Source organism: Streptomyces sp. NH27 (assembly GCF_056859195.1).
This window is the reverse complement of the sequence record NZ_JACEGK010000241.1, coordinates 1-11,412: the sequence shown is the minus strand read 5'-3', so window position 1 is coordinate 11,412 and position 11,412 is coordinate 1. Positions and strand designations below refer to the sequence as shown.

Here is an 11,412-nt window from a genome sequence, read left to right as displayed (position 1 = left end):
GCAGCAGTTGGATGCTGGAGAGGCCCTGGGCGAGGGTGTCGTGGATCTCGCGGGCCAGGCGTTCGCGTTCGGCCAGCACGCCGGCGGTGTGCTGCGCGGTGGCCAGGTCGGCGCGGGTCGCGGTGAGCTCGCCGATCAGGCGCCGGCGCTGTTCGCTCTCCCGGTACAGGGCCTGGTAGCCCCACACCACCGCGACCGCCACAGCGGCGCCGAGGGAGGGTCCGATCGCCATCGCCGCGCTGAAGGTGCCCTGGTGGGCGGCGAAGCCCGCGATGGCCGCCGCCGCGGTGGCGGCCACCGCGGCCAGTCCGGCGCGTCGGGGCAGCAGGTGGAGCTGGAGGAAGTACAGCGGGAAGGCCATCCACACCCCGTCGGCGGACAGGCCCAGGAGTACGAGCCACACGCAGCCCAAAGCGGCCAGCCACCACGCGGCTGCCCGCCGCGAGCGGCGGACGGCGGGCAGCATCGGCCCTACCGCGTACACCAGGGCGCAGACCGCGGCCGTGGCGACGACCGCCGCGGCGTGCGGCAGGTGGTCGGCCACGGCCCGGACTGCGGCCAGGGCGAGCAGCCCCGCGACCAGCAGGTGCAGGCACCAGGCCAGGGCCCGGGTGGTGGGTGTCAAGGTGGGGGCGGTGGTGTTCATGGCCCTTCCAGCCTAGGAAGAAAACCCCAGCCGGGCCTCCATCGAAAGTTACAGCCGGCATGCCGCCCTTCGATGCGCCAAGTGCTGCCTTGGGCCGGATGCGCACACAGGGCCCTGGCGGCGAGGGTGGGGACGTACCGCTTCCACCCCCTGAAAGGGCAGCCTCACGCCGTGTTCGTCGCCTGGAGAGACCTGAAGTTCGCCAAGGGGCGCTTCGCCCTGATGGGCGCCGTCGTGGTGCTGATCACGTTGCTGTCCGGGCTGCTGTCCGGGCTGACCGCGGGGCTGGGCCGGCAGAACATCTCCGCGATCACCACCCTGCCCGCGAACAAGATCGTCTTCGACGCGCCGGGTGCGGGCCAGAAGCTGTCGTACTCCGACTCCACCGTCACCGAGAAGCAGTGGCGGCAGTGGGCCAGGACACCCGGCGTGAACAGCGCGGAACCGCTGGGCATCACCACCACCAGAGCCACTGCCGGCGACAAGAGCGTCGGAGTGTCCGCCTTCGGTGTGAAGCCCGGCTCCGTACTCGCCCCCGACAGCGACAAGATCGACGACCACACGGCGGTCCTGTCCACCGGCGCCGCTGCCGACCTCGGCGTCGGGCCGGGCGACACCCTCGCCCTGGCCGGGCGGCGGATCACCGTCGCGGCGGTGCACGGTGACGCCTCCTTCAGTCACACCCCGGTCGTCTGGACCAGCCTCGGCACCTGGCAGAAGACCGCACCCCCCACAGGCGGGAGCGCCGGGCCGACCGCCACCGTGATCGCCCTGACGACCGCCTCCGGCGCCGATCTCAAGGCCGCGGACCAGGCAGCGGGCACCAGGACGGTCTCCAAGGACGGCTCGCTGTCCGCGATCGGCTCCTACACCTCCGAGAACGGCTCCCTGCAGCTGATACGTGGCTTCCTGTTCGCGATCTCCGCCCTGGTCATCGGCGCGTTCTTCACCGTCTGGACCATCCAGCGCAGCGGCGACGTCGCGGTACTGAAGGCGCTGGGCGCCTCCACCGCCAACCTGCTCAAGGACGCCCTCGGACAGGCCGTCGTGCTGCTGGTCGGCGGCACCCTGACCGGAACCGCCATCGCCGTCGGCATCGGCTCGGCCGTCCGCGGCGGGGCGGTGCCCTTCCTGCTGACCCCCGCCACCATCCTGGTCCCCGCCGCGGCGATGATCCTGCTCGGCATGCTCGGGGCCGCCCTGTCCATTCGCCGCATCACCTCCGTGGACCCGCTGACCGCTCTGGGGAGCGCACGATGACCCTCTCCCTGCACGACATCACCCTCACCTACCCCGACGGCGACGGTCGGCTCACCGCCCTCGATCACGTCACCCTTCAGGTACCCGGCGGCAGCCTCACCGCCGTCGTCGGCCCCTCCGGCTCCGGCAAGTCCAGTCTGCTGGCCGTGGCAGCCACCCTGATCGCACCCGACTCCGGCACCGTCACCGTGCACGGGACCGTCACCACCGGCCTGTCCCGGGGCGAGCTGACCGAGCTGCGCCGCCACAAGATCGGCATCGTCTTCCAGCAGCCGAACCTCATCGCCTCGCTCACTGCGGCCGAACAACTCCAGGTCATGGCCAAGATCGACGGCCGCTCCCCGGCGAAGGCCCGGCCCCGCGCGATGGAACTGCTGCACGCCGTCGGCCTGGCCGACCACGCCGGCCGCCGCCCCCATGAGCTCTCCGGGGGCCAGCGGCAGCGCGTCAGCATCGCCCGCGCGCTGATGAACGACCCGACCGTGCTGCTGGTCGACGAGCCCACCAGTGCGCTGGACCACGAGCGCGGCGCGGCCGTCATCGACCTGATCACCCAGCTCACCCACCAGAACGCCACCGCCACCGTCCTGGTCACGCACGACCGCGCCCATCTGACCGCGGTCGACCAGATCGCCGAAGTCCACGACGGGCGTCTGCGCATGCCCACCGCGACCCCCGTAGTCCCCAGGACCCCGGCCTCCGGATAGGCTGCATGCAGAATGTGCACGCCAGATGCAGAGGGAGCTGGTAGTGGCGGCAGAACAGGGCACCAACCAGAGCGTGGAGCGGGCCGCCGCCGTACTCAGGGCACTCGCGGAAGGGCGGCCGGAGCGCCGGGTGTCCGACGTGGCCGCCAGTGCCGGACTGGGCGCCTCCACGGCCTCGCGCCTGCTGGCCACGCTCGAACTGCTCGACCTGGTGGAACGCGACCCGGTCAGCGGCCTGTATCGGCTCGGCCTGGGTACGGTGTCGCTGGCCGCGGTCGCGCTCAACGCCGACCCGGTGCACCGGGCCTCCCGCATGGTGCTCCAGGATCTGGCCGCGCACACCGGCCTCGGCGCCAACATCGGTATCCGGCGGGGCGGTGAACTGATGTTCCTCGCCAACTTCGAGGGCCCGCGCACCCCGAGGGCCTACACGCAGGCCGGGCACACCGCACCGCTGCACGCGACGGCGATGGGCAAGTGCCTGCTGTCCCGGATGAGCGGGGCCGAGCGCCGGGAACTGCTCGGCCCCGCACCGGAAGCCCACACCGAGCACACGATCACCTCCCACGACCGACTCGACTCCGTGATGGACGAGGTGCGCCGTACCGGCTACGCCACCGAAGCCGAGGAACGGGCGCTCGGACGTGCCTCGGTGGCCGCGCCCGTCCGGGACGCCACGGGCCAGGTGGTGGCGGCTCTCTCGCTGTGGGGCCCGGCCTCCCTGCTCGCCGAGGAGGACAGGCGGTCCGACCACGGCGGCGGCCTGACCCGGCAGGTGATCGAGGCCGCCGACGCGGTCAGCCAGGCGCTCGGCGCCCACTGATCCGGTAGGCCCGGTCAGTCCTGGTAGGCCCGGATCGCGAACAGGTGCGCGCGGGGCGCGCCGTGCGTGGCGTCGACCACGACGCGCAGTGCGGTCGTACGCACCGGTCCGTCGGCGAAGCGGTGCACCCGGTGACGGCGGCGATTGCCCTCGACGACGACCTCGGTGCGCCACTCGCCGCCGGCCGTGCGGGCCAGCAGGCGGTAGTCCCGCACCAGTTCGGGCATCACCTCGAACGGAGTGCGGTGCCGGTGCAGGTTGTTCAGGTACTCGTCCACGTCGTCGTCCCACACCAGGTGGACCGTCCGCAGCTCCTGCTCGTCGTCCCATTCGAGCTGGAGGTACTCAGTTGTACGGCCGGACCCGGCAGTGGTCTCGGACACCCACATCTGCGGGCCGCCGTAGGGCCGTTGGTAGCCGCCGACCGCCTTCGTGGGCGCGAAGGCGGAGGTTTCGGGGGAGGCCCGGAAGCAGAACGAGCGCCGGCGCAGCTCGCGGGCGGACCATTCGATGAGCGACTGGCCGTCCTCCTCCGGTATGTCGTGATCGACGGCCGCGTCGCCGTCCGCCTTCCGGCGCAGGGCGAGCACCCCCTCCGTCCGCGTCGGTGTCACGTACAGCGCCACGCCCGGCGTCGCCCGCGCCACGAGAACGACGTTCTCCGGCGACGGCGGGTGGTGCGGGAGGTGCGGGAGGTGCGCCGTCACCCATCCGGGCCCGCCCGGTGGGACCGTCACACGCGTGCCGGCCAGGCGCTCCAGCGGAACCCCGTTCTCCGGCAGGCGGGTGCCCCACAGTTCCACGGTCAGGTCGGCGCCGCTGTCGGAGGACGCCAGGAGGTCGACCGACTCCAGCGACGGATCGATCGGTAGCAGGATGCCGATGTCACGCTCCAGCGCGAACGGCTCGCGGGTATCGGCCGGCGCGGGCTCGGCCGCCAGCCGGCGCAGATGCGAGGAGGCGGTGACCCGGGTTGCCGTACGGGCGAGGTCCGCGGGGTCGGTGTTGGCGACGCCGATCACCGACGCGTCCTGGCGCAGCAGCACCTGGCCCACCAGCTCCGCACGTTCGGTCGCCAGCGTGCGGGGGCTCAGCTTCTGCGCGACGCACAGGGCCGCCGCCGTGCCCGCGGCCTCGCCCAGCGTCGCGCAGGTGGCCATCACCCGGGTCGCGCCGAAGGCGATGTGGGTCGCGGAGATGTTCCGGCCGGCGAAGAACAGGTTGCCGACGTTCACCGAGTACAGGCTGCGCAGCGGGATGTGGAAGATCCCGTTCGCGTACCGCTGCCGGGCACCGGGCCCCTCCGCGTACATCCCCTGCACCGGATGGAGGTCCACCGACCAGCCACCGAAGGCGATCCGGTCGGGGAACTGCCGTTGTTCCAGGATGTCCTGCTGGGTCAGCACGTGGTCGCCGACGAAACGGCGGTACTCCCGCTTGCCCGGCAGGCTGCCCGCCCACTCCAGGACGAGGCGGTCGGCGTCGAACTCGCCGGAGTTCTTGATGTGGTCCCAGATGCCGATGATGACGGAGGACAGCTCGTCCCGGATCCGTTCGTTGTCGTGGACCGTGTCCAGTTCCCCGCCCCACTCGACCCACCAGTAGTCGCAGCCGTTGTCGCCCGTGCGCAGCACCCGGTTGCGCAGGATGGGCGTCGTCGCCAGGTCCTTGGCGTAGCTCGGGGGCACGAACTTCACCGGCCGGTCGGCCTGCTTGGTGTAGAAGAGCAGCGTGGAACCGAGCAGTGCCCCGTCGGCCTCCTCGGGGGCCCATGGTTCACCGAACTCGCCGCGCGCCTCGCGCCCCAGCCGGTACCGGGCGCCGGCGAGGTGGCCCACCAGGCCGTCCCCGGTACAGTCCAGGAACTGCTCGCCGGTGAAGGTGATGACACGCTCGGAACCCATCATCCAGCCGGTGACCGAGCGTATGGCGCGGGCCTCCTCGGGGCCGTCCGCCTCGACCTCGCGTACGTCCGTGTTGAGGTAGAGGTCGATCAGCGGCTCGGTGCGGACCGCGTCCAGGACGACCTGGTCCCAGTAGTACGGGTTGCCTTCCGGGTTTCTGTACTGGTTCTCCGTGTACAGCTCGCCCATGATGCCGGTCTCCCGGGCGAACCGCTGCACCCCGTGCGCGGTCGCACCGCAGACCCACACCCGTACCTCGCTGCTGCTGTTGCCCCCCAGCACCGGCCGGTTGTGGACGAGCGCCACCCGCAACCCGAGCCGGGCGGCGGCGATCGCACCGCACACGCCGGCGAGCCCGCCGCCGATCACGACGACGTCGTGGTGGTTGCGTTCGTGTCGCATGATGCTGCGCCCCCTCACGTCAGTGGCACGCTCGTCCGCCACTGGCTTTGCAAGCGTCACCCGCATTATGAATGCGATGTGCATATTATGCATCGCGTCGACGGGCGGCGGAAGGTGGATGCGAGCAACGCCGGGCGGGCGACCGCCCGCCCGGCATCCGGTGGAGCGCTGGTGAGCATGGACGTCGCCGGACATCGAATCGAGGGGACCATCCGGGCCGACCCGCTGGACGCGGTAGTACTCCTCGGAGGGGGCGACAAGACGCTGCCCGCACAACTCATGGGAGCGGTCACGACTGTTCCGGCTGCCGGAGCCGGGCGGCGAAGATGTGCTCGACTGACCATCGTGGCCCGGCCACACGGGGAAGGGTGTGACCGGGCCGGCGAGGCTTCCCGCGATCGGATGCCGAACCGTCAGAGGATCTGGATGGCGACGACCTTGGGCGGGTTGTTCGGGAAGGTGATGTCGTGCCAGCGCTCGATCTTCACCGAGTCGCCGTTGGCGTCGTAGTAGATCAGGTCGTTGTTGCCCGTGGAGATCTGGTCGACCCACCACCCGCCGAAGTCGGTCTTCCCGGCGTTCGCATAGCAGTCGACGCTCTGCTGACCGTTCAGGTGCGACCAGATCTTCAGGAAGTTCTCCCCGCCGACGCACTGGACGTGGTCGATGGCGAAGGCGTTGCCACCCGGCAGGCCGATGGTGATCGTGGCGGCCGCGGCGAGCACCACGGCCATCGAGCGCGCGACCCTCTTGAGTTTCGAGATCACAGATTCTCCTCGGATACGAAGGCCGGCGCACGGACCGGCCCTGTCGGCGACGTTGCGCCGGCACAAAGCGGTGCTTCGTCGAGTCGGCACAGAGCGGTGCTTCGTCGAGCCGGCGGACGGCCGGCTGCGCACCAGGCCGGCCCCTCACGGTCGCACCTGTCAGGGAGGCGACCGGAGGAGCCGATGCGGCCAACGTAACGATCACCACGTGCAGTTCGGCCGTAACACTCCGAACGCGAACCGCCGTTACGCAACGTCACCCGATCGCGGCGGACCGGGGGGCGTGCGGGCCGAGTCACGCGATGCCGCGCGATGCCGCGCGATGCCGTACGAGCGCCAGGCGGCAGGCGCCGGAGACTGCGAACAGCCGTGCCATCGCGGCGCGTTAGGGTGCGGAGGAGCGATTCGATCAACGATGGGGGCGGCCGTGGCTGAGGCGTTGGTGTTGGGTGGCGGAGGTGTCGCCGGGATGGCGTGGATGACGGGTCTGCTGGCGGGGCTGGCCGACCCGTCCACGCGCGGGCCGGCCGCCGAGGCGGGCCGCACCCAAGGTCGTAGCCTGACGATCGACTGGACGACGGCCTGATCCGCTTCCTTCGCCGACCCGTCTGCGCTGTCGCACGGAACGTCCTGTCGTACCGAGGAAACCGGTGCGGGCGCCGGGTCTCAACTGCCGGTGGAATCAGGTGCGGTGTCCGGGATCAGGACGGCCGCGCCGTTGACCCGGTCCGCGGCGAGGTCGGCCAGTGCCTGGTCGGCGTGCCCGAGCGGGTAGCGGGTGACGGTGGCGCGGACACCGACGCGCTGTGCGGTCGCGAGGAAGTCCCGCCCGTCCGCACGGGTGTTGGAGGTGACGCTGCGCAGGTCGCGTTCCTGGAACAGGTGCCGCTGGTAGTTCAGCACGGGGATGTCGGACAGGTGGATACCGGCGATGGCCAGGGTGCCACCGCGGTCGAGGGCGGCCAGCGCCACCGGCACCAGGTCGCCGACCGGGGCGAAGAGGATCGCCGAGTCCAGCGGCTCGGGCGGTGCGTCGTAGGCGTCGCGCGCGGACGATGCGCCCAGTTCCAGGGCGAGTTCGCGGGCGGACGCGGACCGGGTCAGCACGTGCACGGTCGCGCCGTCGGCGAGGGCGACCTGCGCGGCGAGGTGGGCGGAGGCCCCGAATCCGTACAGGCCCAGCCGGCCGCCGGGCGGAAGCGCGCTGCGCCGCAGTGAGCGGAAGCCGATGATGCCGGCGCACAGCAGCGGCGCCAGCTGTGCCGGATCGGCGTCGCCGGGAAGCGGGTACGCGAACGCCTCGGGCAGCACGGTCATCTCGGCGAAGCCGCCGTCGGCGTCCCAACCGGTGTAGACCGACGACGGACAGAGGTTCTCGTGGCCGGCCCGGCAGTAGCGGCAGACCCCGCAGGTGCCGCGCAGCCAGGCACCGCCCACCCGGTCGCCGACCGCGAAACGGCTCGCCCGCTCGCCGGTCGCGCTCACCCGGCCGACGATCTCGTGGCCGGGGACAGTCAGCGGGCGTCGTGGCTGGAGGTCGCCCTCCGCGAGATGAAGGTCCGTACGGCACACACCGCACGCCTCGATCCGTACCTGCACCTCGCCGGGCCCGGGTACGGGTATCTTCCGCCGGACCGGGCGCAGCGGTCCCGAGGCGATCGGGCCCGGTTCGTTCACCGCCCAACCGCTCAGGTCCCCCGTGTGGGCGGCCTCGAACGCCATGCCTCCAGGATGCGCCCGCCCGTGCACCCGGGCAATCGGACCGCGCTTATGCCGCCGGGCGGCCGGCCACGACGGCGGTTGCCCCGCCGGGCCGGCGTCATCACGGTCGGCGACGGCGCGTTCACCGATGGTGCGTCGGGTCCCCGGCGAGCCCGGCCGAGTTGTGCCCGCGTGGGCCGTGACCTCCTTGTATCGTCCTGGCGAGCGGTGCCGCGACGGGACCTCGCACGCTACGGTCTGGTTTGCGGCGATGATGCCGCGCGACGTGGACGTGACCGGGGACCGGGAGCCGTGCGGACACCGGCGGCTGCCGGAATCCGCATGACCTCGTACCGCGTGACACCACCACCGACTTGAGCGCACTGACAGGAGCCGAGGACTATGTCCGCTGACATCACGCTTCCCTTCGAGAAGGGCAGCCACGTGCTGTTCATAGGCGACAGCATCACCGATGCCGGCCGCCGTGAGGACAAGCCGCCGTACGGCAGTGGCTATGTGAGCCTGATCCAGGCCCTGGTGACCGCCGAGGCACCCGAGCTGGAGCTGCGCTGGAGCAACCGCGGGATCTCCGGCAACACGGTGCGCGACCTCTCGGCGCGCTGGCAGGCCGACGTCCTGGACGAGCGACCGGACTGGCTCTGCGTGAAGATCGGTATCAACGACTGCTGGCGGGGCATGGAGGGCCGTACGGAAGAGGCCGTGCCCGTCGGCGAGTTCCGGGAGACGCTCGCCGAACTCCTGGACCGGGCCGTGGCCGTCACCGGCTGCCGTGTCGTGGTCGCCACCCCCTACCTCATCGAGGGCGACACGTCCGACCCGTGGCGGATCGAGTCGGACCGTTACGTGGCCGCCACCCGCGAGGTGGCACGCGAGAAGGGGATGCCGCTGGTCGAGGTCCAGGCGGCCTTCGACCGCGTGCTCGCGCACACCGTGCCCGCCGACTGGGCCCGCGACCGGGTCCACCCGGCGTTGCCCGGCCACGCGGTGATCGCGCGCGCGTTCATCGACGTCTTCCGCGAGCTCGCCGCGGGCGACGCCGGCTGAGGTTGAACTCCGTTGTGGGGGCGCCGCGTTCGGGCCCGACATCTCCCGATCCGGCGGCCCGGGTCCGCCGGATCGGGAGATGCTCCTCGTCGGCCCCCCCGAACGTTCAGGCGCCCCCCGCTTGCGCGGTACGGGTCCCGGGCGGCACGCGCAGCCGGTACGCGGTGCGTGCCGCCCGGCTCCGGCGTGGAGTTGACCGCCGCCACCACCGCCGCCATCGCCACCGCCACCGCCACCACAGGCTCCCGCGGTGCACCGCACGGGTCGCCTGACCGGTCCCGGTAGTGCGCACCGCGCGCACCGCGCACACGGCAACGTCCTGCCGAACGCCCAGCCGGCAAAGGGCCGGCAGAACGTGCCGATGAACGTACCCCCGGGCGCCGCCGGAGCCGGAACCGAGGACGGGAGCGGACCGGCTCCCGCCCTCGGCTCCCGTCAGCCGCTCGGGCTCGCCGGGCCCGTCTTGCGATTCCTCGGGAGGCGGAGCGCCGCCACCGGCCGGCCCCGTAGGAGATGCTCGGCCACGATCGTTTCCGCCCCGGCCGGGTCCACGTGCCCGTACCAGACGTCGTCGGGTTGCACGCTGACCACGGGCGCCTGGTTGCAGGGGAACTGGCAGCCGGTCTGCACCACGAGGACGTCGTCGTCGCCGAGGGCGTGCTCTCTCAGCCCGCCCACCAGGGTGCGCAGCACCGCGTTCGCGCCCTTGGCGGTGCAGCGCGGCCCGCGGCACACCAGGACCTGGTGGCGGTGGCCGGTCACCTCCTCCCACGCCGCGGAGGTCAGGCCGGCCTCCTCACCCGTGACCGGCCGGACCGAGGACGCGGCGGCGGCCACGGCGTCCAGCCCGTCGGCGAGCTTGGTGGCGACCAGGACGTCGGGGCGGCGGCCGCCGTGCTCGCGCCACCAGTGGGCGGCGATCCGGCGCAGCCAGGACGGGCCGGGGCCCGTGTCGCCCAACCTGACCCCGACCAGGACGACCGTCCCGGCTCCCGCGTCGGCCAGCCGCGCCAGCTCGGCCGGCAAGGACGGTTCCCCCTGTTGGAGGAACGCGATCGTCGCCCCGGACCGGCGGGCCCGGTCCAGCAGTTCGGCCCGGCGGCCGGCCTCGACGACGGACATGCCGACCAGCACCAGGGCCCCGCCGTCACCGGTCATGACGCGGCCTCCGCACGCAGCACGCCGTTCCACCGGACATGCGGCCGGTCGTGGCGGGGATGCCGTTCCACGGTCGCGTCCACCCCGTAGACGCGGCCGATCATCTCCGCGGTCAGCACCTCGGCCACCGGTCCGTGGGCGACGAGCCGGCCGTCGAGCAGGACGGCGGTCTCGTCGCAGTAGGCGGCGGCCAGTTCGAGGTCGTGCAGCGCCGCGACCGCGGTGACGCCGAGCTCCCGCACCGTCTCCAGAAACCGCAACTGGTGGCGCAGGTCGAGGTGGTTGGTGGGCTCGTCCAGCAGCAGCACATCGGGCTCCTGCGCCAGCGCCCGCGCGAGCTGGACCCGCTGGCGCTCGCCGCCGGACAGCGACGACCAGCTCCGGTCGAGCAGCCCGCCGACGTCGGTGGTGGCCGCGGCCGCCGCCACCGCGTAGCGCTCGCGGGCGGCCGCCGCCGAGCCCGGCGGCACCGGCCACCGGCCGCGGTGCGGGGTCCGGCCCTACTCGACCACCTGACGCACCGTCAGCGGTAGCCCGGTGTCGGCCTGCTGCTCCATGAACGCCAGCCGCCGCGCCCTGCGGCGGGCCGGCAGCGCGTACAGGTCCTGCCCGTCGAGCAGGACGCGGCCCTCGTCGGGCCGGCGCAGGCCGGCCAGGGACCGCAGCAGGGTGGTCTTGCCGGCGCCGTTCGGCCCGAGCAGTCCCGTCAGCCGGCCGGGGGCGAGGCCGAGCGTCACGCCCGACAGCAGGGTGGCGGCGCCGGCCCGGACCTCGATCCCCTCGCAGCGCAGCACGTCCGGCTGCCCGGCCGTCACGACCGGACCCCCGCCGCGGCGCCGGCGCGCCCCTGCCGCCACAGCAGCCATCCGAAGAACGGCGCGCCGAGCCCGGCGGTGACCACACCGATCGGGATCTCCCGATCGGGGAGCACCGACCGCGCCACGACGTCGCTGCCGACCAGCAGTGCGGCGCCCAGGAG

At 72.6% G+C, this 11,412-nt stretch carries 11 protein-coding genes and 1 pseudogene; 5 read left to right on the top strand and 7 right to left on the bottom strand.

The annotated features are described in order from the left end of the window. A partial coding sequence (locus AC13HU_RS20325) for a histidine kinase (protein ID WP_483043327.1) occupies positions 1–646 on the bottom strand: 646 nt, incomplete at its 3' end. 171 nt (positions 647–817) lie between these two features. Here AC13HU_RS20325 and AC13HU_RS20320 point away from each other — a divergent pair. Genes AC13HU_RS20320 through AC13HU_RS20310 form a run of 3 tightly spaced genes read left to right on the top strand, consistent with a single transcriptional unit; the run spans position 818 to position 3,436 of the window. Continuing rightward, positions 818–1,906 carry an ABC transporter permease gene (locus AC13HU_RS20320; protein ID WP_483043326.1) on the top strand — a complete coding sequence of 363 codons (1,089 nt, stop codon included), beginning with the start codon at positions 818–820 and terminating at the stop codon, positions 1,904–1,906. Continuing rightward, complete coding sequence (locus tag AC13HU_RS20315) at positions 1,903–2,613, top strand: ABC transporter ATP-binding protein (protein ID WP_483043325.1); 711 nt, start codon at positions 1,903–1,905, stop codon at positions 2,611–2,613. The genes AC13HU_RS20320 and AC13HU_RS20315 overlap by 4 nt, the downstream gene beginning before the upstream one ends. Before the next feature lie 43 nt (positions 2,614–2,656). Continuing rightward, entirely contained in the window at positions 2,657–3,436 is a 780-nt protein-coding gene (locus AC13HU_RS20310; RefSeq protein ID WP_483043324.1) for an IclR family transcriptional regulator, read from the top strand. A 14-nt stretch (positions 3,437–3,450) separates the two neighbouring features. Here the strand turns inward: AC13HU_RS20310 and AC13HU_RS20305 are convergent, their stop codons facing one another. After that, positions 3,451–5,742 (bottom strand): FAD-dependent oxidoreductase, encoded by a 2,292-nt coding sequence (locus AC13HU_RS20305; protein ID WP_483043323.1) that lies wholly within the window; start codon positions 5,740–5,742, stop codon positions 3,451–3,453. Between the two features lie 87 nt (positions 5,743–5,829). On the opposite strand from AC13HU_RS20305, the gene AC13HU_RS20300 reads away from it, so the two are divergent. Next, positions 5,830–6,252 (top strand): dihydroxy-acid dehydratase domain-containing protein, encoded by a 423-nt coding sequence (locus AC13HU_RS20300; RefSeq protein ID WP_483043329.1) that lies wholly within the window; start codon positions 5,830–5,832, stop codon positions 6,250–6,252. Here the strand turns inward: AC13HU_RS20300 and AC13HU_RS20295 are convergent. Both AC13HU_RS20295 and AC13HU_RS20290 read right to left on the bottom strand, forming a co-directional pair. Next, a complete protein-coding gene (locus AC13HU_RS20295; protein ID WP_483043322.1) occupies positions 6,156–6,509 on the bottom strand; it encodes a beta/gamma crystallin domain-containing protein in 354 nt (117 codons plus the stop codon). The two genes, AC13HU_RS20300 and AC13HU_RS20295, sit on opposite strands and share 97 nt — an antisense overlap. Positions 6,510–7,175: 666 nt before the next feature. After that, positions 7,176–8,231 (bottom strand): zinc-binding alcohol dehydrogenase family protein, encoded by a 1,056-nt coding sequence (locus AC13HU_RS20290; protein WP_483043321.1) that lies wholly within the window; start codon positions 8,229–8,231, stop codon positions 7,176–7,178. A 381-nt stretch (positions 8,232–8,612) separates the two neighbouring features. Between AC13HU_RS20290 and AC13HU_RS20285 the strand changes: the two genes are divergently transcribed. Beyond that, positions 8,613–9,275, top strand: coding sequence for an SGNH/GDSL hydrolase family protein (locus tag AC13HU_RS20285; protein WP_483043320.1), 663 nt, complete (start codon positions 8,613–8,615; stop codon positions 9,273–9,275). Between the two features lie 435 nt (positions 9,276–9,710). Here AC13HU_RS20285 and AC13HU_RS20280 read toward each other — a convergent pair whose 3' ends face one another. The 3 genes and pseudogenes from AC13HU_RS20280 to AC13HU_RS20270 form a co-directional block, all read right to left on the bottom strand. Then, positions 9,711–10,433: a (2Fe-2S) ferredoxin domain-containing protein gene (locus tag AC13HU_RS20280; protein WP_483043319.1), complete on the bottom strand. Its 723-nt coding sequence runs from the start codon at positions 10,431–10,433 to the stop codon at positions 9,711–9,713. Then, positions 10,430–11,170, bottom strand: a pseudogene (locus AC13HU_RS20275) (ABC transporter ATP-binding protein). The gene AC13HU_RS20280 and the pseudogene AC13HU_RS20275 overlap by 4 nt, the downstream one beginning before the upstream one ends. A gap of 74 nt (positions 11,171–11,244) precedes the next feature. Beyond that, positions 11,245–11,364 carry a hypothetical protein gene (locus AC13HU_RS20270; protein WP_483043328.1) on the bottom strand — a complete coding sequence of 40 codons (120 nt, stop codon included), beginning with the start codon at positions 11,362–11,364 and terminating at the stop codon, positions 11,245–11,247. Between the last annotated feature and the right edge of the window lie 48 nt (positions 11,365–11,412).

Coding starts and splice junctions, on each gene's coding strand:
- AC13HU_RS20300 (WP_483043329.1), top strand. CDS start 5,830: ATGCATCGCGTCGACGGGCGGCGGAAGGTGGATGCGAGCAACGCCGGG.
- AC13HU_RS20280 (WP_483043319.1), bottom strand. CDS start 10,433: ATGACCGGTGACGGCGGGGCCCTGGTGCTGGTCGGCATGTCCGTCGTC.
- AC13HU_RS20285 (WP_483043320.1), top strand. CDS start 8,613: ATGTCCGCTGACATCACGCTTCCCTTCGAGAAGGGCAGCCACGTGCTG.
- AC13HU_RS20290 (WP_483043321.1), bottom strand. CDS start 8,231: ATGGCGTTCGAGGCCGCCCACACGGGGGACCTGAGCGGTTGGGCGGTG.
- AC13HU_RS20315 (WP_483043325.1), top strand. CDS start 1,903: ATGACCCTCTCCCTGCACGACATCACCCTCACCTACCCCGACGGCGAC.
- AC13HU_RS20305 (WP_483043323.1), bottom strand. CDS start 5,742: ATGCGACACGAACGCAACCACCACGACGTCGTCGTGATCGGCGGCGGG.